Origin of the sequence: Gordonia sp. Z-3 (assembly GCF_036233855.1) — a bacterium.
Classification (GTDB): domain Bacteria; phylum Actinomycetota; class Actinomycetes; order Mycobacteriales; family Mycobacteriaceae; genus Gordonia; species Gordonia tangerina.
The window spans coordinates 125,825-148,430 of the sequence record NZ_JAZARS010000011.1 but is presented as its reverse complement, the minus strand read 5'-3'; the positions used below and the strand labels follow the sequence as shown (position 1 = coordinate 148,430).

Annotated in this window: 23 protein-coding genes and 1 pseudogene; 12 read left to right on the top strand and 12 right to left on the bottom strand. The window is 66.4% G+C overall.

Features of this window, described 5'->3' with window-relative positions; translation table 11 throughout:
* The first annotated feature begins 46 nt into the window (after window positions 1–46).
* On the top strand, window positions 47–829 hold the full coding sequence (locus VX037_RS14700) for an HAD-IIA family hydrolase (protein ID WP_235725821.1): 783 nt from the start codon (window positions 47–49) through the stop codon (window positions 827–829).
* Window positions 830–988: 159 nt separating this feature from the next.
* Here the strand turns inward: VX037_RS14700 and VX037_RS14695 are convergent, their stop codons facing one another.
* On the bottom strand, window positions 989–1,369 hold the full coding sequence (locus VX037_RS14695; protein WP_235725822.1) for an SHOCT domain-containing protein: 381 nt from the start codon (window positions 1,367–1,369) through the stop codon (window positions 989–991).
* Window positions 1,370–1,482: 113 nt separating this feature from the next.
* Between VX037_RS14695 and VX037_RS14690 the strand changes: the two genes are divergently transcribed.
* Window positions 1,483–2,514 carry an LLM class flavin-dependent oxidoreductase gene (locus VX037_RS14690; protein WP_235725823.1) on the top strand — a complete coding sequence of 344 codons (1,032 nt, stop codon included), beginning with the start codon at window positions 1,483–1,485 and terminating at the stop codon, window positions 2,512–2,514.
* Here VX037_RS14690 and egtD read toward each other — a convergent pair.
* Together egtD and egtB are read right to left on the bottom strand one after the other, a co-directional pair.
* Window positions 2,501–3,457: an L-histidine N(alpha)-methyltransferase gene (gene egtD, locus VX037_RS14685; RefSeq protein ID WP_328714751.1), complete on the bottom strand. Its 957-nt coding sequence runs from the start codon at window positions 3,455–3,457 to the stop codon at window positions 2,501–2,503. The genes VX037_RS14690 and egtD overlap by 14 nt on opposite strands.
* Complete coding sequence (gene egtB / locus VX037_RS14680; RefSeq protein WP_442903680.1) at window positions 3,454–4,740, bottom strand: ergothioneine biosynthesis protein EgtB; 1,287 nt, start codon at window positions 4,738–4,740, stop codon at window positions 3,454–3,456. The genes egtD and egtB overlap by 4 nt, the downstream gene beginning before the upstream one ends.
* A gap of 266 nt (window positions 4,741–5,006) precedes the next feature.
* On the opposite strand from egtB, the gene VX037_RS14675 reads away from it, so the two are divergent.
* Window positions 5,007–5,762 (top strand): Clp protease N-terminal domain-containing protein, encoded by a 756-nt coding sequence (locus tag VX037_RS14675; RefSeq protein WP_328714749.1) that lies wholly within the window; start codon window positions 5,007–5,009, stop codon window positions 5,760–5,762.
* Window positions 5,763–5,771: 9 nt separating this feature from the next.
* Here VX037_RS14675 and VX037_RS14670 read toward each other — a convergent pair whose 3' ends face one another.
* Window positions 5,772–6,320: a DUF5709 domain-containing protein gene (locus tag VX037_RS14670; RefSeq protein WP_442903679.1), complete on the bottom strand. Its 549-nt coding sequence runs from the start codon at window positions 6,318–6,320 to the stop codon at window positions 5,772–5,774.
* Between the two features lie 154 nt (window positions 6,321–6,474).
* Between VX037_RS14670 and VX037_RS14665 the strand changes: the two genes are divergently transcribed.
* Window positions 6,475–7,596, top strand: coding sequence for a hypothetical protein (locus tag VX037_RS14665; RefSeq protein ID WP_328714744.1), 1,122 nt, complete (start codon window positions 6,475–6,477; stop codon window positions 7,594–7,596).
* Between the two features lie 124 nt (window positions 7,597–7,720).
* Entirely contained in the window at window positions 7,721–8,302 is a 582-nt protein-coding gene (locus VX037_RS14660) for a hypothetical protein (protein ID WP_266060830.1), read from the top strand.
* Window positions 8,303–8,328: 26 nt separating this feature from the next.
* On the opposite strand, the gene VX037_RS14655 is transcribed toward VX037_RS14660, so the two are convergent.
* On the bottom strand, window positions 8,329–8,898 hold the full coding sequence (locus VX037_RS14655; RefSeq protein WP_266060828.1) for an HdeD family acid-resistance protein: 570 nt from the start codon (window positions 8,896–8,898) through the stop codon (window positions 8,329–8,331).
* 67 nt (window positions 8,899–8,965) lie between these two features.
* On the opposite strand from VX037_RS14655, the gene VX037_RS14650 reads away from it, so the two are divergent.
* Together VX037_RS14650 and VX037_RS14645 are read left to right on the top strand one after the other, a co-directional pair.
* Window positions 8,966–9,835: an acyl-CoA thioesterase domain-containing protein gene (locus VX037_RS14650; RefSeq protein ID WP_396572717.1), complete on the top strand. Its 870-nt coding sequence runs from the start codon at window positions 8,966–8,968 to the stop codon at window positions 9,833–9,835.
* Window positions 9,836–9,900: 65 nt separating this feature from the next.
* A complete protein-coding gene (locus tag VX037_RS14645) occupies window positions 9,901–10,974 on the top strand; it encodes a DUF4185 domain-containing protein (protein WP_235725830.1) in 1,074 nt (357 codons plus the stop codon).
* A gap of 60 nt (window positions 10,975–11,034) precedes the next feature.
* Here VX037_RS14645 and VX037_RS14640 read toward each other — a convergent pair whose 3' ends face one another.
* From VX037_RS14640 to VX037_RS14630, 3 genes are all read right to left on the bottom strand, one after another.
* Entirely contained in the window at window positions 11,035–11,670 is a 636-nt protein-coding gene (locus tag VX037_RS14640) for a DUF305 domain-containing protein (RefSeq protein WP_235725831.1), read from the bottom strand.
* Between the two features lie 94 nt (window positions 11,671–11,764).
* Window positions 11,765–12,178: a hypothetical protein gene (locus tag VX037_RS14635; protein ID WP_235725832.1), complete on the bottom strand. Its 414-nt coding sequence runs from the start codon at window positions 12,176–12,178 to the stop codon at window positions 11,765–11,767.
* Between the two features lie 10 nt (window positions 12,179–12,188).
* A complete protein-coding gene (locus tag VX037_RS14630; protein WP_235725833.1) occupies window positions 12,189–13,385 on the bottom strand; it encodes a phosphatase PAP2 family protein in 1,197 nt (398 codons plus the stop codon).
* A gap of 183 nt (window positions 13,386–13,568) precedes the next feature.
* Between VX037_RS14630 and VX037_RS14625 the strand changes: the two genes are divergently transcribed.
* The 5 genes and pseudogenes from VX037_RS14625 to VX037_RS14605 form a co-directional block, all read left to right on the top strand.
* Window positions 13,569–13,784 (top strand): hypothetical protein, encoded by a 216-nt coding sequence (locus VX037_RS14625; protein ID WP_235725834.1) that lies wholly within the window; start codon window positions 13,569–13,571, stop codon window positions 13,782–13,784.
* A gap of 48 nt (window positions 13,785–13,832) precedes the next feature.
* The gene (locus tag VX037_RS14620) at window positions 13,833–14,603 is read left to right on the top strand and encodes a deoxyribonuclease IV (protein ID WP_235725835.1); all 771 of its coding nucleotides are present in this window, start codon (window positions 13,833–13,835) and stop codon (window positions 14,601–14,603) included.
* Between the two features lie 250 nt (window positions 14,604–14,853).
* Window positions 14,854–16,689, top strand: coding sequence for an acyl-CoA dehydrogenase (locus tag VX037_RS14615; RefSeq protein ID WP_235725836.1), 1,836 nt, complete (start codon window positions 14,854–14,856; stop codon window positions 16,687–16,689).
* Between the two features lie 129 nt (window positions 16,690–16,818).
* Complete coding sequence (locus VX037_RS14610) at window positions 16,819–17,673, top strand: MMPL family transporter (RefSeq protein ID WP_235725837.1); 855 nt, start codon at window positions 16,819–16,821, stop codon at window positions 17,671–17,673.
* Window positions 17,670–18,800, top strand: a pseudogene (locus tag VX037_RS14605) (MMPL family transporter); the annotation flags it as partial. The gene VX037_RS14610 and the pseudogene VX037_RS14605, both read left to right, overlap by 4 nt.
* A gap of 210 nt (window positions 18,801–19,010) precedes the next feature.
* Here the strand turns inward: VX037_RS14605 and VX037_RS14600 are convergent.
* From VX037_RS14600 to VX037_RS14585, 4 genes are all read right to left on the bottom strand, one after another.
* Entirely contained in the window at window positions 19,011–19,376 is a 366-nt protein-coding gene (locus VX037_RS14600; RefSeq protein WP_287014626.1) for a PIN domain-containing protein, read from the bottom strand.
* A 37-nt stretch (window positions 19,377–19,413) separates the two neighbouring features.
* Complete coding sequence (locus VX037_RS14595; protein WP_235725840.1) at window positions 19,414–19,647, bottom strand: AbrB/MazE/SpoVT family DNA-binding domain-containing protein; 234 nt, start codon at window positions 19,645–19,647, stop codon at window positions 19,414–19,416.
* 126 nt (window positions 19,648–19,773) lie between these two features.
* Complete coding sequence (locus VX037_RS14590; RefSeq protein ID WP_235725841.1) at window positions 19,774–20,550, bottom strand: SDR family NAD(P)-dependent oxidoreductase; 777 nt, start codon at window positions 20,548–20,550, stop codon at window positions 19,774–19,776.
* 218 nt (window positions 20,551–20,768) lie between these two features.
* On the bottom strand, window positions 20,769–22,481 hold the full coding sequence (locus VX037_RS14585) for a VanW family protein (protein WP_287014617.1): 1,713 nt from the start codon (window positions 22,479–22,481) through the stop codon (window positions 20,769–20,771).
* Window positions 22,482–22,606 lie beyond the last annotated feature (125 nt).

Genomic DNA, 22,606 nt, shown 5'->3' with positions numbered 1-22,606 from the left:
CGAGGGTTCGACGCGGCCATTGCCGAGCCCGGCCATAATGCGGTACATGAGCTGGAACTATCTGATGGACATGGACGGTGTTCTCGTCCGCGAAGAACACTTGATCCCCGGCGCCGACGAGTTCCTGGCCGAGCTGCGCGCCAACGATGTCCCGTTCATCGTGTTGACCAACAACTCGATCCGTACCCCGCGCGACCTGCGGGCACGCCTGCTGCGCACCGGCTTGGACATTCCCGAGGAGTCGATCTGGACGTCGGCACTGGCCACTGCCCGGTTCCTGGAGTCCCAGCGCCCGGGCGGATCGGCGTACGTCGTCGGCGAGTCGGGTCTCACCACGGCGCTACACGAGATCGGCTACGTGATCACCGATTCGGACCCCGACTACGTCGTACTCGGGGAGACTCGGACGTACTCGTTCGAGGCGATCACCACGGCCATCCGCCTGGTGGAACGCGGGGCCCGGTTCATCGCGACCAACCCCGACGCCACCGGGCCGTCGGCGGCCGGCTCGCTCCCTGCGACAGGCGCCGTGGCCGCCCTGATCACCCGGGCCACCGGCCGCGAACCGTATTACGTGGGCAAGCCGAATCCGCTGATGATGCGCTCAGCGCTGCGGCAGATCGGTGTGCATTCCGAGCACACCCTGATGATCGGCGATCGGATGGACACCGACGTCATCTCCGGCATGGAGGCCGGGCTGGAGACCATCCTGGTCCTGTCCGGCATATCGACTCCCACGTCGGTGGAACTGTTCCCCTATCGGGCCACCCGGGTGATCGATTCGGTTGCCGATCTCGTCGGCCACACCGCGAACCCATTCGGGACCTGACAGGCGCCCCGCGCCCCGCGCCCCGCGCCCCGCAACCTCACCCTCACACGCGCCCAGCACGGCAGCCGACAGAACCAGATGCCGTCGGCGCGAAACAGGGTTCTGTCGGCGCGAAACAGGGTGCTGTCGGCGAAAAACAGGGTTCCGTCGGCGCGAAAGCTAGCTGAGCGCCTTCGCCTTCAGCGAATCGAACTCCTGCTGGGTGATGGTGCCGGAGTCCAGCAACTGCTTGGCGTCGGCGATCTGCTCGGCCGGGCTCTTGGCCGTGGCGACCGACTGGATGTAGCTGTCGGTGGCCTGCTTGGCCTCCTTGACCGCCTCATTCTGACGCTCTGCCATACCGCGGCCCTTGACCAGCAGGTAGACGATTGCGGTGATGTACGGCAGCAGGATCAGGAAGATGATCCACACGGCCTTGATCCAGCCGGAGGACTTGTCACGGAAGAGGTCGATGATGATGTGCCAGAGGACGATCAGATAGGCCACGAACGCGAAAATGACGATCGTGTACCAGATGAAGTCCCAGAACGAGTCCCACATCGGGCATACTCCTTAGCCGGTAGGTGACGTCGGGGTGTCCGACGCTGCGTTCCATAGCTTCTCACAGCTGCGCTCACGCAGTGCGCATTGACCGGCAAAGCTAGGGTGCTCCCATGGAACTCGGCCTCGATACTTTCGGCGACGTGACGGTTGACGACGACGGGAATGCGGTGTCTGCGGCACAGACCATCCGTGACGTCGTGGCACAAGCAGTCCTCGCCGACGAGGTGGGTGTCGACTTCTTCGGAGTCGGGGAACACCACCGCGACGACTACGCCGTCTCGGCACCCGAAGTGGTCCTCGGTGCCATCGCCGTTGCGACCCACCGGATGCGGTTGGGCTCGGCGGTGACCGTACTCAGTTCCGACGACCCGATCCGGGTATTCGAGCGTTTCGCCACCGTGGACGCGTTGTCGGATGGCCGCGCCGAAGTGATTCTCGGGCGCGGATCGTTCACCGAGTCGTTTCCCCTGTTCGGCTACGACCTCGCCGATTATGAGGAGTTGTTCACCGACAAACTGTCGCTGTTCGCCCAGCTGCGGACGGGCGAACCGGTGACCTGGTCGGGTGCGACCCGCACTCCGCTGACCGGACAGTCGGTGTACCCGGGGTTGTCGTCGGCGCCGCTGCCAACCTGGATCGCGGTCGGCGGGAGTCCGGAGTCGGTGATCCGCGCCGCGACGCACGGTCTGCCGCTGATGCTGGCGATCATCGGGGGCGATCCCGCCCGGTTCACGCCCTACACCGATCTGTACCGCCGTGCGCTCGGTGAACTCGAGCAGCCCACCGATCTGCCGGTGGGAGTCCACTCCCCCGGCCACATCGCCGACACCGACGAGCTGGCACGCGAACAGCTCTGGCCGCATTACCGGACCTACATGACCCGGATCGGCCGCGAACGAGGCTGGCCGCCACCCACCCGGATCGAGTTCGAGCGCGCCGCGGGCCCGGCCGGCGCGCTCCATGTGGGCTCTCCCGACACCGTGGCCCGCAAGATCGCGGCAACCGCGAAGACACTGGGGCTCAACCGCTTCGACCTCAAGTACTCACACGGCACACTGCCTCACGAGCATCTGATGCGCAGCGTCGAACTGTACGGCACCCAAGTAATCCCGCAGGTCCGCGACCTGCTCAGCGCCGACTGAGCGTCACTAGGAAGTCGTCGTGATCGTCGGTCCACTGCCGCTCCACCACGACCCCGGCCTGAGCCAGTTCGTCGGCGAGTGTCGAGCGATCGAACTTGGTGCTGATTTCGGTGAGGACCTCGGCACCGCGCTCGAGCTGCCAATTCCGGTCCAGGCCGCGGAACCGCACGTCGACATCGCGGCGGGCACGCAGCCACATCTCGATGCGGTGCTGCACCGGGTTCCACCGGGCAATGTGGTCGAAGTCGTCGACGTAGAGTCCGTCGGCGTCGAGCCCGCGGCGGAGCACCTCGATCATGTTCCGATTGAAATCGGCCGTCACACCGGCTTTGTCGTTGTAGGCCGCCACAAGTCGGCCAGTGTCCTTGATGAGGTCGGCGCCCAGCAGGAAGTAGTCTCCCGGATCGAGCGCCTTGGCCAGGCGGCCCAGGAAGGTGGCGCGCATCGCGTCGTCGAAGTTGCCGATGGTGCCCCCGAGGAACACCGCAATCCGCGGACCGTCCGAGGCCGGCAAGGCGAGGTCGGGCGCGGTGAAATCAGCGACCGCCGGTTCGATGTCGATATCCGGGTAGTCGCGGGCGAGTTCGGCGGCCGAGGATTCCAGGATCTCGGTGCTGACATCGAGCGGCACATAGGTGAATCGACGCCCCGTGGCCTCGGCCCGGTCGGCGAACGCCGCCAACAGCAAGCGTGTCTTGGTGGAGGTGCCCGACCCGAATTCCACCATGGTCGCCGCATCGGTCAGCGCAGCGATCTCGGTGGCACGTGCGTACAGGATCGACGTCTCCCGACGCGTCGGGTAATACTCCGGCAACCGGGTGATTTCGTCGAAGAGCAGGCTGCCCCGCTCGTCGTAGAGCCACTTGGTGGGCAGGGTCGGCGGATCGGACCACAATCCGTCGGCGGCGTCGTCGGCGAGTTGACGACCGGCGTCGGCGGTCATCGGGCCAGTCGCAGACCGGAGAAGGCCCACCGCGCCGAGGCCGGAAAGAAGTTACGGTAGGTGATGCGCTCGTGCCCGGGTGGGGTCACCGCGCTCGCACCGCGCAGTACATGCTGGTCGCACATGAACTTCCCGTTGTACTCGCCGACCGCGCCGTTGGCGGGCACGAATCCCGGGTAGGGCAGATAGGCGCTGGCCGTCCACTCCCACACGTCGCCGATCATGGTGGCGCCGGCTCTCCCGGGATGGCAACGTCCCACGTCGAGTAGCTGTCCACGTGCGCTGTCGCCGGTCTCGGCGGCTGCCTCCCATTCGAACTCGGTGGGTAGCCGCGCGCCGGCCCACCGGGCAAATGCGTCGGCCTCGTAGAACGACACGTGCACCACCGGTTCGTCGGCGACCAGCTGACGTCGGCCAGATAGAGTGAAGGTGGTCCACTCCCCATCCACCAGGCGCCAGTATTCCGGTGCCTGCCAACCGGTTTGCGTGATGTGCGCCCAGCCGTCGGACAACCAGAGTTCGGGGCGCCGATAGCCGTCGTCGGCCATGAACGCCAACCATTCGGCGTTGGTCACCGCCCGCTCGGCGATCTCGAAGTCCTCCAGGAAGACCCGATGTCGGGGACCCTCGTTGTCGTAGCTGAAGCCGGCAGATCCCGGCGTTGCTCCCACTTCGGTGACACCGCCGGCCACCGAGCGCCAGGTGAGCGGACCGGGTTCACCGGGCTCGTCGATGTCGCGATCCACGTAGACCGGATCGAAGGCATGTGTGGAGAACAGGTGCTTGATGTCCATCAAGAGCAGTTCCTGATGTTGCTGCTCGTGATTGCATCCCAGCTCGAGCAAGGCCAACGCATCGTCGTCGAGTACCCCGCGTTCCAGCGCATCAACCATCGCGCGGTCGACGTACTCGCGGTAGAGCCCGACGTCGGCGACACCCGGTCGGGTGACCAACCCGCGTTCGGGGCGTGGGTGCCGGTCGCCGACCGCCTCGTAATAGCTGTTGAACAGGTAGCGGAATGAGTCGTCGTAAACGTGATACGACTCGACGTTTCGGAGGATGAACTCTTCGAAGAACCAGGTCACATGCGCCCGATGCCATTTCGCCGGGCTGGCGTCGGTCATCGATTGCGGCGTCTGATCCTCGGCGGAGAGGTCCGCGCTCAGAGCGTCGGTCAACGACCGCACCTCGAGGAATCTGCGGGCCTGGGCGGACATGGACTCGACGTTGCCGGACTGGGTCGACTCGGTCTCGATCGACACAGGGCGATTGGTGATGCTCACCGGTACCTCCCGTTGTGGTGGACCCGGCGGCAAGGCCGGGGGCGGACGGGCAACCCTGGCATCCATCGTTACCAGCCTCCCCACCGCTGTCAACGACGCTCGAGTCAACGCACTCGAGCGACGACACTCAGCGATGCCGGTGGCCTCAGACGTTCGACGGACGGGTTCGGTGTCATCGCATCACACGCCACCGACAAGTTCCGCCGGCAACCAACTGCGTCAACCAAGGGTTGACGCATTCTCGCTTGTCAACCTAGTGTTGACGCATGCCCGAGCGCACCCAGGTCCACGATGTCCGCCTCGATGATCTGATCGCCGGTGTCCGTGCCGCGCACGATGATCCCCTGGACCAGCTGACCGGCGCCATGATCACCGCCGAACACATCGGCGAAGTGGCCGACCACCTGATCGGCCACTTCGTCGACCAGGCCAGGCGCACCGGGGCCTCGTGGGCCGACATCGGTGCGGCCATGGGGGTCAGCAAACAAGCGGCCCAGAAACGGTTCGTGACGCGCACTCCCGCCGACGCCGCGCCGACACCGTTGGCCGATGAGGCGAATCCGTTCGCGCGTTTCACTCCGCGAGCACGCGATGTGATCGCCGAGGCACACAATGTGGCAGTCGCCGATCACAGCACCGCGGTCACGCCCGAGCACCTGGCGCGGGCATTGGCCGTGGCTCCGGAATCCATCGCCGATTTGACCTTGCGCGCCCACGGTGTGCCGGCGGCATCTCTTGCCGCCGCGTGCACTGCCAACGGCCCGGCGTCGACTGCGATGCAGCCCTCCGAGGGCGAGAAAACTGTTGTGCCCTACGACGAGCGGTCCCGTTCAGTGCTGCAGGCGACACTGGCGTCGGCGGTCGATCTGGGCCACGATTTCGTGGGCACCGAACACATCCTGTTGGGCCTGTTCACCGATCCGGAGATGGCGGCCATACTTTCGGGGCTCGGCATCGAGCAAACCGTCGCCCGCGCAACCATCGTCAGCTCGCTCGCCGACCTCGGTCACGGCGCGAGCTGACGCCGACGATCAGCTGTCCGATCGACCGGATCCACCGGCAGTGGAGTCGGACTCGTCGGACCACTCCACCTCGTCGGCGGCGATGTAGTGCATTGCCGCCTCTTCGGCAGATGCTCCGGCGCCGTCGATGCCGACGTCGCCGGCCACCGCATCCTTCTCGCGGTCGACGCCCGACCCCTCGTCCGGAGCCACCAACCGTCCCGACCGCCCGTCCCCGGCTTGTTCGTCGCCTTCGAAGTCATCCGAACGATCGGATTCGTGCGACCGCCAGCGCTTCTCGACGTTCTCTTCGGCTTCGATGTCGTCGAGCGGATCGGTCGCCCCGATGTCGGCTTCTTCCTCGGCGAGCCGTTCGTCCAGGGTCTCCCCGTCGCGCTGCTCCTGCTCGGTGAGCCCGTGACGCGCGCCGCTCGGCTGATGGTCGGGCGGCGAATATCCCTCGTCGAGGACATCGTCGACACCACGGTCGACCAGCGTGTCCTCGGGTTGCAGTTGATCGTCGTCGTCGAGGCTGTACTCGCCGTCGGAACCTTCCGGGGTGCTGCCGATGTCACTCACGGGTTCCACGATGCCAGCCCACCGGCGCCGAATCCAGGTGTAGCGGTCGTGCACGCCCATCGAGGACGCCGGGCACCTGAAATCCTGACGCCGAGACACGACGTGGAGTGCCAAACACTGTTGACCGGCGCCGGTGTTCCGTATCCTCCCTGCCATGACCACACCGTCAGATCCACAGAATCCCGGTTCTTCCGACCCCGACCCGGGTGCAGGCGCCGAGTCCGGTCGTACCCCGGAGCCGGGCACCGGCGGCACACCGCCGCCGTCGTATCCGCCGCCGGGCTCCACACCCCCGCCGCCGTCCGGCTACCCACCGCCCGGTTCTTACCCGCCACCCTCGGGCCCGCCGCCCGGTGGTGCCTACCCGCCGCCACCGGGTCCGCCGCCATCAGGCCCGCCCCCGCAGGGGCCTCCGCCGCAGGGGCCGCCCCCCGGGTACGGCGCCCAGCAACCCGGCTACGGTGCGCAGCCCGGCTACCCGCCGCCCCCGGCCGGTGGCTACGGCCAACCCGCCGGCGGTCCCGGCGGATACCCGCCGCCGCCGGGCGATTACGGCGCACCGGGCGCCTACGGCGGTGGCGCGTACGGCGCTCCGACGGCCGAGCAGTTCTCCATCGGCGAGGCCTTCAGCTACGGCTGGAACCGCTACAAGGAGAACGCGTTGTCGTGGATCGTGGTGATCCTGATTTCGCTCGTCGTGTCCGGTGTCATCCAGTGGCTGGGCAACATCTCGTCCGACTACGGCCGGATCTTCTGGATCAGCGCCATCTTCGGCATCATCGCCACGATCATCGGCTACATCTTCCAGGGCGCCTATGCGCGTGGCGCGCTCGACGAGACGTCGGGTAGCAAGCCCGATATCGGCCGCTTCTTCAACGTCAACTTCGCCGCGGTCATCATCACCGCGTTCCTGGTGGGACTGGGCACCTTCATCGGCCTGATCCTGCTCATCATCCCGGGCATCGTCTTCGCGTTCCTCGCCTACTGGTCACTCACCTTCGTAGTGGACCGCGACATGGACCCCATCGAGGGCATCAAGGCCAGCTTCTCGGTGATCAGCAAGAACGCGGGCACCCTGTTCCTGCTGGCGTTGGCCGTCATCGGCCTCAACATCGTCGGTGCGCTGCTGTGCCTGGTGGGCCTGCTGGTGACCCTGCCGGTCACCATGATCGCCACGACCTACGCCTACCGGTTCTTCACCGGCGGCCAGGTCGCACCGTTGGCGTCGGCGGCCCCGATGGCCCCGCCGCCATATCCGCCGAATCAGCAGTACTGAGCGGCTTCGCTCGACGCAACGACCCGGTCACCTCACACCAGGTGGCCGGGTCGTTTCGCGTCTGCATGTCGCGTGTCCGGATGAATTCCGCCCGCAAGCCCGCCGAGTGCGGAACAATCGACACATGCTCGCGGAAATGCAAGACGAGGCCGAGGCATATCTTTCGGCCGGCGAGTACTCGCACGCGCTCGCCGAGTTCTCCGTGCTGCGAGAGATCCGGTCGCGACGCGAGGGACCGTACTCGGTGATGTACCTGTCCAACCTGCACGACTGTGTGCGGTGCATGTCGGAGTTGCAGTTGTGGGCCGATTCCACCCCGCTGTGCCGCGAACTCCATGGCAAGTATGTCCGCACCCACGGTCGTGGACAGTCGGACACGGTGGATGTCGCCAAGCACTGGGCATGGGCGCTCGTGCATCTGCACGACTATCCGCCGGCCGTGCAGCTGTATCTGACAACTGCGGACGCTTTGTGGGACAGTCACCCAGCGCAGGCACGGCGCCTGCTGGCGGCGGCGGTCGCCCACCGAACCGGCGTCGATCCGGCGGCGTCGATCCTCGATGCCACCGGACCCCACGTCGATCCGGTTCGGCTGGCACACGGCCCGGATGTCGAGGCCGCGATGACCCAGTTGATCGAGCGACTTCCCGCCGACGTCGAGGCCGCCCGCGCCGCGGTCACGATCGACGGCCTCGAGTTGGCCTGATTCTCAGAAGCTCGGCAGCCCGCGACTCAGACCAGCGGCTCCTCGATCTTCTTCGGCAGGGTCAGCAGCGTCACGACGCTGATCACGATGAGCATGATCGCCGCGATGATCAGGAAGGTGGCCAGGGCGAGGCCGGGGATCAGCATCATGACGATGCCGGCGATGATCGAGACGACACCGGACAGGATCAGCACCCACCGCGGCACGTGCTGGGACCCGGCGGACGCGCGGGCGAGGTCGGCGATTCCCTGGAAGATCCAGCCGATACCGATGAAGATCGCGAGGAAGACCAGCGATTCCTCGGGATTGAACACGGCGATGACGCCGGCGGCCAGGATCAGTGCACCGATGAGACCCAGGGCAAAGCGCCAACCGCCGGACAGCAACGTCGAGGCGAAGGCCTCGTAAAGCCGGAACAGTCCGGCCATGATCAGCGAGATCCCGAAGAGCACACCGATGATGAGCAGGGTCGCCTTCGGCCAGACGAGCGCAATGATCCCCAGGACGATGCCGACCACCGAGGTCGCAATCATCGTGGTGCGCACCGCGGCCACGAGTTCGTTGGGGATCTGCCGTGCGTAATCTGCAATTGTCATGGACGCAGGTTAGTACGCGCCGAATGGTTCGACACCACATTCTTGGGTCGAACAGAAGGGAAACTTCGTGTCGTCGATCGCATTCTTCTCCGTCGATTCCGGCGGCACCGATTCCACTGGACAGAGTCTTTTCCTGCCGACCCGGTATGCCGCGAGCCTGTGGGCTCCGGGCACTCTGAACGGTCCCGCGGTGTGTGCGTTGGCTGCCCGGGCGGCCGAACGTGACCACTCGGTGCCGGGCTTTCGACCGGCACGCTTCACCATCGATCTGTTCAAGGCCGCCCGCGACGTCCCCACCGCGACCCGTGGCCGCTTGCTACGCAACGGGGGCCGGATCAAGGTGGCCGAGGTCGACGTCGTGCAGTTCGTCGACGACACCGAGGTCACGGTTGCCCGCAGCACCACCGTGTTCGTCAAGGAGGCCGCCAATCCGCCCGGGGAGCGCTGGGAGCGGTCGCCGGAGATGATCGAGTTCCGGCCGCCCGAGACCGATTCCGACGATCCGCTGCCCTGGTTCGGCACCGCCACCGCCGACGGCACGATCGAGTGGAGCCAGGACATGGGCGCCCACCAGAACGCCCAACGCACGTGGCTGTGGACGCGCGCGGTGTCCACTGTGGTCGGCGAGCGGCCGTCATCGTTCGAGCGCTCGGTGATCAGCGGCGAATCGACCAGCCTGGTCTGCAATTGGGGTAGCGATGGCATCGCATTCATCAACTGTGATCTGACGGTCGCGCTCTCGCGTCTGCCGGTCGGGCCGCGCATCGGGGTCGAAGCGGCCAGCCATGTGGAAGTCGACGGGATCTCCACCAGCACCACGAATCTCTACGACAGCGACGGCCAGTTCGGCGTCGGCATGGTCACCGGCGTGAACAACTCGGCCGCCACCATCGACTTCACCGCCGTCGATACCGGGGGGCGGTACAGCGAGGCGTGAATTTCATTCGTTCGGGGGTCGATGTCACACTCCGGTGACGCTCAGGTCTTGATAAGGTCACCGCCATGACGCGGCTCACAGGACGGTGGCGCACAGCCCTGACGGTCACGGCACTCGCCGCCACACTGACCGCCGGCCTTGCGGCTACTCCGCAGGCCGAGGCGACCGATGTCGCCGCGGCCAACGGCCGGATCGTCGCCCGGCTCACCGGCCCCGGCTCAATCAACGACACATTCGGGCGTTTCAACATCGTCGGCACCGACCTGGGCGTCCTGTGGGACAACGGGCACGGCGAGATCATGGCCGCCTTCGGCGACACCCAGACATTCAACGGGTGGTCGCTGCTGTACGGCGAGTTGTGGTACTGGCGTTCCAATGTCCTGCTGCGCAGCACCGACCGATATCTGGGCGACGGAATGACCTTCACCGGTCACGCCGGACCACCCGGTCACGCCAAGCGTCTACTCAAACCCGACCTGCGCAAAGAGATCACCATCATCCCGACCGCCGGGGTGGCCGCGAACGGCAAGCAGTACATGAACGTCATGTCGGTCAAACACTGGGGACCGCCGGGGATCTGGTACACCAACTGGTCCGGCCTGGTGGTGTCGGGGAACAACGGGCAGAGTTGGCGCGCGGTCAACGCATTCCGCCCCAACGGCGGCGGAAACCACAAATTCCAGATGTCGGCGTACCTGAAGGTCGGTGACACGGTCTACACCTACGGCACCCCCGACGGCCGATGGGGTGCGGTGTACCTGGCCCGTGTGAAGGCCTCCGACATCGAACATCTCGGCAAGTACGAGTACTTCTCATGGGGCCGGTGGGTGCGCAACAACCCGGATTCGGCGACCCCGGTGATGGCGGCACCGACCGGCGAGTTGTCGGTCGCGTGGAATGAGTACCTCGGCAAGTTCATCTCGTTGGGCCAGAAGGATTCCGGTGTGGTGCTGCGGACCGCCGACCGGCCCGAGGGACCGTGGTCGTCGGGCGAACTCGTGGTCCCCGCCAACGACCCGTACTCGGGCTACGCCCCCTACATTCACCCGTGGTCGTCGGGCAGCAGCCTGTACTTCACCTACTCCATCTCCGCGGGGTATCAGGTCTATCTGATGCGCATCCCGTTGCGGAAACCCTGACCCGCCCCGCGGGTCGGTCCGGACTCCGATGCGTCACGTCCGGACCGACCCGTCACCGCATCACCGTCGCAGGATCGAGTTCATCTCGTCGATCTCGGCCTGCTGGGCGGACTTGACGCGCTTGGCGAGCTCCCGCGACGGACCGTTGACGCCGTCGGCGAGTTCGGTGTCGGCCATCGCGATCGCGCCCTCGTGATGCGCGATCATGCCTTCGAGCCACATCCGGTCGAAATCTGTGCCCTCCGCCTGTGACAACGCCGCCATCTGTTGCGGCGTCATCATGCCGGACATGTCGTGGCCGCCCGCGCCGTGAGCACCACTGTGACCGCCCATCTCGCCGGAGACGCCCCAGGAAGTCAGCCGCGCGGTCATCTCGTCGATCTCGGGTTTCTGGGCGGCCCTGATGCGGTCGGCCAGATCCCGCACCGCAGGTGTGGTGGTCCGGTCGGCCACCAGATCGGCCATCATGAGCGCCTGCATGTGATGCGGGATCATCTCCTGGTTGAAGGTGACGTCGGCGTCGTTGTGCCGGCTGTCCGACGACTCGGTCGCCGACTCGGCCGACGGCTCCATCGGCATCGTCGTCGTGGTGACGGCGGTGACCGACGACGGTGGCGCGGCGTCGTCGACGTCCGAACACGCGCCCAGCAGGGCCACGGCCGCCACGGCCGCGCCCACGAAAATCTGTCGTTTCATTGTCTTGGGATCCTCTGCAGAGTGAAGGGGCCGCGCTGCGGTCAGCGCAGGCGGAGATGTCGGCGGGCCGGACATACGGTCCGGCGCACGCCGATCAGCAGCGGATCACCTGCATTCGGAGATGGGTGGGCATGGCCCACGGCGGCGGCCGACCAGAGCGACCGACCAGGCGGGCATGAATCGACCGCAGCAGCGGCGGGATCGGGAATCCCCACGCCAGCACCAACACCGCGATCGCGATGACGACCGGGTCGTCGTTGCGCAGGAACATGCAGGGATGTTGGTGGGTGTCGCAGTCGCCGGCGTCATCCATCGTCGGTTCATCGAGTTGATGAGCCGCCGGGCCGATCGTCGTCGAACCGTGTGACGCCGACGGCGGGTGATGACCGCCGGCGGCGGTGCCCACGGCGATCACCGAATGCATCAGCAGGATCGACGCCGCGACCGCGAGCAGTAGCCCCACCCGCAGCTGCGTCGACGACGGGCGACGCAGGCGGGATCTCAACACGCAGCCGAGACTACCCAGAGACCGGTGAATCGGACTCGGCCGCCTCGGTGGTCGCCGCGGACTCGGCACCGGCCTGCTGCTCACGTTGCTTCTTGCGCGGGATCAACCACCTCCGGTCGACGACCTGCGCCACCAGGATCACGAAGCCCGCCAACGCCCAGCCCAGGATGATGTCGAAGACGTAGTGCTCGGCGGTGTAGACGAGGGTGAACGCCATCGCGACCGCGTAACCCATGAACAGCGTTCTGCCCAGGGCCTTGACCCGGGGCCACATGAACAGCGCGAGCAGCATCGTGAGACCAGCGTGCAACGACGGGATCGCCGCAACCAGGTTGGCCTTGCCCTGCCCCACCTCCACGAGGGTGGAGGCGGCGTGGATGTTGAGGAAATTCCAGCCGCGCGCCGAGATCCGTTCGACGTAGGGTTGCGCGTCCGGGTTGGACGGGGTGACCTCGCCGAGGATGCCGCCGTCGGCGACCGCGCCCTCGTACGCCATGCAGGTGGGTTCGCGGGGGTGGTCTGCGACCTGTTCTGCGGTGCATCGGGCCGCGGCCCACGGCGGTGCGGCCGGCACGAGGGTGTAGCCGACCAGGGCCAGGAACGTCGTGGCGACGAAACAGGCGGCGTACCGGCGCCATGCGGACCGGTCCCGCAGCCACAGCACCGCGGCGGCGGCGTACGGGACGATGAAATACGACATGTAGATGACGCTGGTGACGACTTCCCACCACGGCGGCTCGGGGGCCTTGATGTGGCTCTGCAGCCACACGGTCGGGTTGACACCGAACATCCACTGGTCGACGTCGACCGCCAGATGCCACTGGGTCGGCATGTCGACGATGCGCGCGACGTCGCGCGTCCAGTCGTAGAGCAGCAGGATCAGCGCGAAGGGAAGCCAATCGATGATGACGCTGATCGCCTTGCGACGACCGATCGACGCCGCGAGCATGCCCAGACACAGCAGGATGATCAAGCGGGTGCGGTCGAAGGCGAGTCCGTAGGCTACGAACTCGTAGATCATGAACACGACCCACGCGACGATCGCGATGCGCCGCACCATGGTGAGGTCACGTCGTCGCTGAGGCCCGGTGTCGACGGCCGCAGCCGCCGCGACGTCGTCGATCACCGGCTCGACGCCGCGGGTGCGCGACGTGGCGGCAGACCCGTCCGAGGCCGGACCGTCGTCGACCGCGTCGTCAATGCTCACTCGTGTTGGTCCTGCCCGCCCACGCCCGTCGAGCCGATCCCGACAGGGCTCCTGCACGTTACTTTCCGTAAGCCTAGTGATCACCTTCCGTTCGAGAGCCGGTAAACCGCCGTCAGAGTGCCGACAAGTCCCGGATTCACCCATATGCTGGTGATCGGCGTCACATCAACGGAGAGGAGAGCCGTGCCCGACCGCTACCTGCGCTACGGCGAACAGCGCTACATCATCACCAAGGAAGCCGAGTCCCGACTCAACCGCGCGCTCGACTCGGTCTACGCCGAGGGCAGCCGCGGCCACGAGTGGCTCAACCTCTACAACGGCACCGAGGCGCCGTGTCGCCTGCTGATAGCGACCGGGGTGCCCATCACGATCGAGACCGTCCCCGGTCTCGATGACTGAACCCGACGCGCGAACCGCGGCGTCGGAGGCGACCATTATCGTTGAGCCATGCGCATCGGAGCACACCTGCGTGAGGACGCCGACCCGTTGTCCACCGCCGACGAACTGGGCATCGACGTCTTTCAGATGTTCGTGACCGACCCGCAGAGCTGGAAGAAACCGCAACCACGCCCGGACGCCGAGGCGATCCGCGACTCCGCGATCGACGTGGTGGTGCATTCGAGCTATCAGATCAACGTCGCGAGCCTCAACAACCGCTTGCGGATGCCGTCGCGCAAGGCGGTCGAACAGCAAGCCGCCGCCGCTGCCGACCTCGGCGCCTTCGGTCTCGTCGTGCATGGCGGACACCTGCGTGACGGCGAGGACGCCAAGGAGGGATTCGCCAACTGGCGCAAACTCTTCGATCGTCAGGTCGACAAGGGCGGCTTCGGTGTACCGATCCTGATCGAGAACACCGCCGGCGGCGATCACGCGATGGCCCGCACCCTGGAGGCCATCGACCGGCTATGGGAATCGGTGGGCGATTTCGAGCAGGCCGGATTCTGTCTCGACACCTGCCACGCGTGGGCGGGCGGCGAGGACCTCGTGGGTCTGGTCGAACGCGTGAAAGCGATCACCGGGCGCATCGACCTCGTCCATCTCAACAATTCCCGCGACGAGTTCGACTCGGGTCGCGACCGCCACGCCAACCTCGCCGGCGGCCACATCGATCCCGACGTCCTCGTTGCGGTCGCCGCCGCCGCCGACGCCCCGGTCATCCTCGAGACCCCGGCCGACGGCATCCCCGACGACCTGACGCTCCTCCGCGACGCCCTCTGACCGACCCGTTCCGGCTCGTCCCCCGGGTATCGCTTCATCCCCCGGTTGCCGCTGGGGGATGAAGCGATACCCGGGGGACGAACCGTCGGGACACGCGCACGCTTGCTCGAGTTAGCGCAGATCACAGACCGATCAATTGCTCCGTGCCGCGGATGACGCTATTCTGTAGTTACCGGCGAGTAACTTAGCTTCTGCCGATCGTGCTTCACCACACGCGTAGCCCACACCGCCAGTCAGATAAGGAACCTCCATGGGCCATTACAAGAGCAACATCCGCGACCTGCACTTCAACCTCTTCGAGTTGTTCGACCTCGACAAGGTGCTCGAAGAAGGCGACTTCGGCGATCTCGATCACGAGACCGCCGTGGACATGCTCCGTGAGGTCAAGGCGCTGGCCGAGGGACCGATCGCCGAATCGTTCACCGACGCCGACCGCAACCCGCCGGTGTTCGACCCGGAGACCCACAGCGTCACCATCCCCGAGAGCTTCACCAAGTCCTACAACGCACTCATCGAGGGCGGCTGGGACAAGATCGGTATCGAGGAAGAACTCGGCGGCCTGCCCGCACCGCGTTCGCTGTACTGGGCCATCGGCGAGATGATCCTGGGCGCCAACCCGCCGGTCTTCATGTACGCCGCCGGCTCGGGCTTCGCCAACATCTTCTTCAACAACGGCACCGAAGAGCAGAAGAAGTGGGCCGCCATCTGCTCGGAGCGCGGCTGGGGCGCCACCATGGTGCTCACCGAGCCCGACGCCGGTTCCGACGTGGGCGCCGCCCGCACCAAGGCCGTCAAGCAGGAAGACGGCACCTGGCACATCGACGGCGTGAAGCGCTTCATCACCTCCGCCGACCAGGACATGACCGAGAACATCTTCCACCTGGTTCTCGCCCGCCCCGAAGGCGCCAAGCCCGGCACCAAGGGACTGTCGCTGTTCTTCGTGCCGAAGTTCCACTTCGACCACGAGACCGGTGAGCTCGGTGAGCGCAACGGCGTCTTCGTCACGAACGTCGAGCACAAGATGGGCATCAAGGCCTCGGCCACCTGTGAGCTGAGCTTCGGCCAGCATGGCACCCCGGCCGTCGGCTGGCTCGTCGGCGAGGTGCACGACGGTATCGCGCAGATGTTCGACGTCATCGAGCACGCCCGAATGATGGTGGGCACCAAGGCCATCTCGACACTGTCGACCGGCTACCTCAACGCCCTCGATTACGCCAAGGAGCGGGTGCAGGGCGCGGATCTGACCCAGATGACCGACAAGACCGCCCCGCGTGTCACCATCACCCATCACCCGGACGTGCGTCGTTCGCTGATGACCCAGAAGGCATACGCCGAGGGCCTGCGCGCGGTATACCTCTACACCGCGTCGCACCAGGATGCCGCTGCGGCACAGATCGTTTCCGGCGCGAGCCCCGAGTTGGCCCACAAGGTCAACGACCTGCTGCTGCCGATCGTCAAGGGCGTCGGCTCCGAGCGCGCCTACGGCATCCTCGGCCACGAGTCGCTGCAGACCCTCGGTGGTTCCGGCTTCCTGCAGGACTACCCGATCGAGCAGTACATCCGTGACTCGAAGATCGACTCGCTCTACGAGGGCACCACGGCCATCCAGGCGCAGGACTTCTTCTTCCGCAAGATCATCCGCGACAAGGGCCAGGCCTTCTCCCACGTCGCCGGCGAGATCGCCAAGTTCCTCGACGCCGAGGGCGGCAACGGTCGGCTGAAGTCCGAGCGCGCGCTGCTCAAGACCGCGATGGACGATGTGCAGACCATGACCGCCACCCTCACCGGGTACCTCATGAACGCACAGGAGGACCCGAAGGAGCTGTACAAGGTCGGTCTCGGTTCGGTGCGGTTCCTGCTGTCGGTCGGCGACCTGCTCATCGGTTGGCTACTGCTGCGTCAAGCCGAGGTCGCGCTGGCCGCACTGGATTCCGGCGCCTCCGCCGAGGACAAGCCGTTCTACGAGGGCAAGGTCGCCGTGGCGAGCTTCTTCGCGAAGAACATGCTGCCCGAGCTGACGACCGCCCGTGTCAACATCGAGAACATCGACGCCGAGATCATGGAGGTCGACGAGGCGGTCTTCTGAACCACTCGCTGATCACCTGACACAGTTCGTCCCCCGGGTAACTTCCCCGGGGGACGAACTGTTTTCGGCGTACGGGCACCGTCGTCGGAGTAATCTGCTTCGTAACACACCGCCACGAGAGGATCAGCGATGTTCGCTGCGCTCGCCCGTGTGGTCGTCGGCCATCCCTGGCGGGTGGTCGGCGTGTGGATCGTCGCTGCGCTGGCGATCATCCTGTTCTCCCCCAACTTGTCCGACCACACCACCGGCAACCAACAGGACTTCCTGCCGTCTTCTTTCGAGTCGGTGACCGCCCAGAACATCGGCGAAAGCGAGTTCCCGGCCACCGCCGGTGCCACCGGGACACTCGTGGTCTCCCGTCGCGACGGCGGCGCGCTGACGCCCACCGATCAGCAGACGGCGTTGGGCCTGGCCACCACCCTGCAGAACGACAACATCGCCGGAGTCGGCGCCGTATCGGCTGGGCCGCAATCGGTCTCGCCCGACGACAAGGTGGTCGCCATTCAGGTGGCGTTCACCGGACAGCCGGGCGAGCCGCAGGTGAACGACGCCGTGCCGGCGGTGCGCGAAGCAGCGTCGTCGGCGTTGCAGAACACCGATCTCACCTCCGGCCTCACCGGCAACGCGGCGATCCTGGTGGACAGCAACACCGCCTACGACGACGCCGAACGCATCATCTCGATCGCCACCGTCATCGTCATCCTGGCCACCCTGGGCATCCTGTTCCGCAGCCCACTGATCGCCGTCCTGCCGGTGTTCGTCATCGGCGTCGTCTTCCTCGCTGTTCGCGGCGCAACCGCGTGGGCCACCCAGATCTTCGACTTCGAGGTGAGCACCACTCTCGACGCCATCCTGGTGGTGGTGCTCTTCGGCGTCGGCACCGACTACACCGTCTTCCTGCTGTTCCGGTATCGCGAACAGATGCGCGCCGGCGCCGATCGGCTCGACGGCCTCGCGCCGCGACGGGGGCCGTCGGCCGCGTGATCGCGTCCTCGGCGCTGACGGTCATCGGCGCGTTCGCCGCGCTGTTCTTCGCGCGACTCGGCTCGCTGAACTCCTTGGCCCCGGGGTTGATCATCGCGGTCGCCATCATGCTGATCACCGCCCTCACTCTGATCCCGGCAGTGATCTCGATCCTCTCGAAGGCCATGTTCTGGCCGGTCGGCCCGGGACACGAGCCGCAGCGATCAGCTTTCGCCGCCCTCGGGCGCAGTGTCGCGTATCGCCCGGTGATCACGGCCGCGGCCATCGGGGTCACCCTCATCGTGCTCGCGGTGTTCAGCTCGGGCTACAAGGCGACCTACGACACTCTCGGCGAGATGCCCTCGGACACACCGTCACAACAAGCATTCGACACCCTCGCCGCGTCGATGCCGCCGGGCGACCTGAGTCCCACCCAGGTCTACGTGAAGGCCAACGGCCCCATCCCGCAGAACGAATTGGCCGCACTGACAACGAATCTGGAGGGCGTGGCCGGTGTCGCCGCAGTGACGCCACCACGGGTCAGCCAGGACGGCACGGCTGCGGTCGTCAACGTCGTACTGGACACCTCACCGTTCTCCACCCAAGCCCTCGACACGATCGACGATTCACTACGCCCGGTCGCGCATTCCTCGGTCCCCGGCGCAGTGGTCGCCGTGGGCGGACAAACCGCCACACTGGCCGACGTACGTTCCCAGTTGCATTCCGACACCCGCCACGTGTTCCCGGTCGCCGTGGTGATCGTGTGGATCATCTTGGGCGCGCTGTTACTGGCCGTCCTCGCCCCGGTGAATCTGATCGTCAGCGTCTTCGTCACCTTCGCCGCGACCCTCGGCACCCTGGTGATCGTGTTCCAGTATCTGCTCGACTATGTCGGCATCGACTTCTCGACACCGATCGTGCTCTACCTGTTCGTGGTGGCCATCGGCACCGACTACAACATCCTGATGGCCGAACGCGTTCGGGAAGCCTTCGTGGGTGGTGAAACACCTCGCGACGCAGCGCAACTCGCGATCACGAAGAACGGCCAGACCGCAGCGGCGGCCGGCGTGATCCTCGCGTTGACCTTCGCCTCGCTCACGCTGACCGGGTTGAAGAATCTCGCGGAGTTGGGTGCCGGCGTCGCCATCGGGGTGGTGCTGGCGTCGTGTGTGATGGCCCCGATGCTGGTGCCGGCATTGTCGGTGATCGAGCGCAGCGCGTTGGTGGCCGACGCGCCAGTCGGCGACCGGGACCGAGGCGGGCCGCCCCTTCGACGACGCGCACCCATCACGCTGACGCGCATGTCGCGACGTGCGCGGTCACGCGACGGGTGCGCGGATGATCTGAAAGGCGGCCTCTCACAGCAGCTTCAGCCGGACTCCCAGCGCGCGGTAGATCGGTTCGGCACGACGGTCCAGGCTCAGCAGGGTGAGGTTCGCGTGTGCGGCTGCTGCTCCGACGAGTCCGTCGTACACCGCGCCACCCGAGATACCGACCGCCGCGAACCGCTCGACGAGTTCGGCCGTGTGATGCGGGCTCAGGTGACACCGGTGCGGGAAGTTCGTCGTGATCAACCGGGCAGCGGCGCGTGCGGTCAATCGCTGCGGCGCCGGCAGGCGGGTGAGCACCGAGTACATCTCGAACGCCGCGTGACCGCTGAGACCCAGCGTTGTTCCCTTCACCTCCGCACGGACGTCGGAGTGCCCTCCCTGCTCCGGACGCACCAGCGCGATCGCGGCACTCGTGTCCAGCAGGAGGACCTCAGCGTTGGTCGCCAAGGCGCAGTTCTCGAATGTCGTCGACCGATAGGTGCGCGCCGCCCTCCGGCAGCATCAGCATTCCTTCGTCATCGACGAGCTCATCGGTGGCCACCGGTTCCAGGACCAACCCGCTACCCGCAACGGTGATCTCGATCTCCCCAGGGATCAAACCGACCCGGTCGCGCAGTTCCTTGGGCACCACCACCCGGCCGGCACGATCGATGGTCGTTCTCATACCATGACGCTACCACTGAAATGGCAGCGAGCAGCGGCTTCACAACAGCGCGCACCCGCCCGGCAACCGCGCGCGTCTCGACGTGCGCGCGGGCCGAACGGGTGCGCGTGAGTGTGTGTCGCAGCCCTACTTCGGAGGCATCCGGATGCCGCCGTCGACGCGGATCACCTCGGCATTCATGTAGGAGTTGGTGACCAGCTCGATCACCATCGAGGCGAGTTCGTCGGGCTTGCCCAGGCGGTGCGGGAACAGCACGGACTCGCCCAGCTTCGCCTTGAAGGCCTCGGCGGCTTCGCCCTCACCGTAGATCGGGGTGTCGATCAGGCCGGGCGCGATGGTGTTGACGCGCACACCGACGGCCGCGAGGTCACGCGCAACCGGCAGGGTCATGCCGACCACGCCACCCTTGGACGACGAGTACGACGCCTGACCGATCTGACCGTCGAACGCGGCGACCGACGCCATGTTGACGATGGCACCGCGCTCGCCGGACTCCAGCGGGTCGTTTTTGCTCATCGCGGTGGCGGCCAGACGGCAGGCGTCGAAGGTGCCGATCAGGTTGATGGCGATGACCTTCTTGTACGCATCCAGGTCGTGCGCCGACGAGAACTCGCCGTCGCGGCCGATGGTGCGCTGCGCCCAACCGATACCGGCCGAGTTCACCAGCGCACGCAGCGGGCCGAGCTCGGTGGCCTTGTTCACAGCCGCCTCGATCTGCGCGGTGTCGGTCACGTCGACGCGCACGAACGCACCGCCGACCTCCTTGGCGAGGGCCTCACCCTTGTCGGCCTGCAGGTCGGCGACGACGACCTTGGCTCCCTTGGCCGCCAACTGGCGAACCGCGGCCTCGCCGATACCCGACGCGCCGCCCGTGACGATTGCACTTGCTCCATTGATATCCACGTTGCGGAGCCTATCGAGCGTTACATCGCTCGGTCTAGTGTCCCGCGCCGGAAATTCGTTTCATGAGTTCGGCGGTCCAGGTGGATGCATCGCGAGGCGGCGGAGGAAGCAGGTACTGGATGTACCTCCGACGACGCCAACGAAGCGAGGCGCCGCCTGGGCGTCGAAATCATCAACGAATTTCCGGCGCGGGACACCAGAGGGGGCGCGGGTTTATCTCAAACGCAGGCGACGTTCGGCGCCGGATCGTATTTCACCGTGCGGGTGTTGCGACTGATCTCGGCGCCGGACGCGGCGTCGCTGATGATGCGGGTGTTCGACGTGGTGAACCCGCGGCTGCCGGTGGAGGCTATGCAGTTGTCGCCTTTGGGCAGCTTCAACGACGGCGGGTCGGTGTAGGCGTACCGCTCGCCCGTGATCGATTCGACATCGACGGTGGTGGTGCTCCACATTCGGACCGTGACGTCGGACGGTGACCAACCGGTCTCGATGTAGATGCCGTGCTTGGTGTTGTTGCGAAACACCAGGTCGATGGCGCCTTCGAAAACGGTGGCCTCGCGAGCTTCGGGATAACGGGAGATGTAGTAGCTGTGCTCGGTGTGTGCCACATCCTCGAGACCGGCGAAATAGGCTGCGTTGTAAAGCGTGGTCGCGAACTGGGAGATGCCGCCGCCGACCGCTTTGTCGGCGTGCCCGTCGTCGATGATCGTCGACGTGACATAGCCCTGCGCGGTGCCGCGCGGCCCGGTGTAGCCGTTCAGCGAGAACTTCTCGCCGGGCATGACCAGTGCGCCGTCGACCTCGGCGGCGACGAGGCGGATGTTCTCGCCGGATGCGCTGGAGAACCCCGAGGTGGTGAACTCGCTGACCACTTCACGCACGCCGAGTCCGCGTGCCTGCCGGGTGGTCAACTGTGGCTTCACCGGTGCATAGGCGACCTCGACCACCCGCGAGTCTGACGCGTCTGCGCCGGTCGCGGTCGCCGCGGTGGAGGCCACGGTCTTGTCCCAGTCGACGCGCGAACCGTCGCGCGACGGCACCACGGTGGGACTGCCGCTGCTCAGTGAGAATGTGGCGTCCACGGCTTTTCGTTCGGTCTCGGCGAGCTCGGGCCGCAACATCTCGGCGCTGCGTTTGGGGTCGATCTCGGGTTGCAGTCCGCCACGCCCGTCCGCGACGAATGTCAGCACCGAGCCGAGCTGGGCCGGCGTGACCCGTACTGACACGTCGTCGGCACCATCGAGGGTGACCGGCGCAGCCACCGCGCGGGTGGCAGCACCGGCGACCGTCTGACGGACCACCTCGGCCGACACGGACGGATCGAAGTCCTCTGTGGGCAGGTCGATGGGTTTGTCGTCAAGCCATTCGGTGACCAGCGTCGTCGCCGCCGCATCGCGGGCCACGCGCTTGCCGGCGGCGGGCATGTCTGCGACCGGGGCGGGCACGTCGTCGGTCACCTCGTAGTGCACCCCGCCTTCGACGGCGGCCTTCTCCAGTTCGGGGCGCAGGTCGTCGAGCGTGGCGTCGAAGACCGCGCGGTCGATGGTCACGACCGGTTCCACGGTGTGGGTGCGCCCGAGAATCGCCATCAGCCTGGGCAGCGGACTGCGGGGCTGCTCCATCAATCGGGCTTTGGTGGCCGCGGCGTCGAAGTAGAGGCCGAGATCGTCGGGCGCGACGGTGGCCGATCCGGAATCGGTGTGCAGTCGCACCCGGTGATTCGCTCGTTCGGACAGTCGGTCGACAACTGCCTGGGCCTGCGCATCGGCGAGATTGCCCGCCGGAATGCCGGCGACCACGGCACCGCGCGCGGTGGTGTCATCGGTGAGGACGAGGTCGGTCGCGAGGACGATGCCGAGTGTGGCGGCGATGCCGACCGCGACACGCACCACCGCAAGCACGGCCGGATGTGTGTTCACGGAGACAACCATAAGGAAACGTTGATGGATACGCCGCGTCGAGTGTTCGACTGTCGGGCGCCCCACAAAGTAGGCGCCCCGACCGAGCTGCCGGGTCGGGGGTCTGGCAGCTCAGCCGGAGCTACTCGTATATCTAC

Excerpts from the sequence above, each read along its gene's own strand:
- VX037_RS14700 (WP_235725821.1), top strand. The coding sequence starts at position 47 with ATGAGCTGGAACTATCTGATGGACATGGACGGTGTTCTCGTCCGCGAA.
- VX037_RS14695 (WP_235725822.1), bottom strand. The coding sequence starts at position 1,369 with ATGTGGGACTCGTTCTGGGACTTCATCTGGTACACGATCGTCATTTTC.
- VX037_RS14690 (WP_235725823.1), top strand. The coding sequence starts at position 1,483 with ATGGAACTCGGCCTCGATACTTTCGGCGACGTGACGGTTGACGACGAC.
- egtD (WP_328714751.1), bottom strand. The coding sequence starts at position 3,457 with ATGACCGCCGACGCCGGTCGTCAACTCGCCGACGACGCCGCCGACGGA.
- VX037_RS14675 (WP_328714749.1), top strand. The coding sequence starts at position 5,007 with ATGCCCGAGCGCACCCAGGTCCACGATGTCCGCCTCGATGATCTGATC.
- VX037_RS14665 (WP_328714744.1), top strand. The coding sequence starts at position 6,475 with ATGACCACACCGTCAGATCCACAGAATCCCGGTTCTTCCGACCCCGAC.
- VX037_RS14660 (WP_266060830.1), top strand. The coding sequence starts at position 7,721 with ATGCTCGCGGAAATGCAAGACGAGGCCGAGGCATATCTTTCGGCCGGC.
- VX037_RS14655 (WP_266060828.1), bottom strand. The coding sequence starts at position 8,898 with ATGACAATTGCAGATTACGCACGGCAGATCCCCAACGAACTCGTGGCC.
- VX037_RS14645 (WP_235725830.1), top strand. The coding sequence starts at position 9,901 with ATGACGCGGCTCACAGGACGGTGGCGCACAGCCCTGACGGTCACGGCA.
- VX037_RS14640 (WP_235725831.1), bottom strand. The coding sequence starts at position 11,670 with ATGAAACGACAGATTTTCGTGGGCGCGGCCGTGGCGGCCGTGGCCCTG.
- VX037_RS14620 (WP_235725835.1), top strand. The coding sequence starts at position 13,833 with ATGCGCATCGGAGCACACCTGCGTGAGGACGCCGACCCGTTGTCCACC.
- VX037_RS14615 (WP_235725836.1), top strand. The coding sequence starts at position 14,854 with ATGGGCCATTACAAGAGCAACATCCGCGACCTGCACTTCAACCTCTTC.
- VX037_RS14610 (WP_235725837.1), top strand. The coding sequence starts at position 16,819 with ATGTTCGCTGCGCTCGCCCGTGTGGTCGTCGGCCATCCCTGGCGGGTG.
- VX037_RS14595 (WP_235725840.1), bottom strand. The coding sequence starts at position 19,647 with ATGAGAACGACCATCGATCGTGCCGGCCGGGTGGTGGTGCCCAAGGAA.
- VX037_RS14585 (WP_287014617.1), bottom strand. The coding sequence starts at position 22,481 with ATGGTTGTCTCCGTGAACACACATCCGGCCGTGCTTGCGGTGGTGCGT.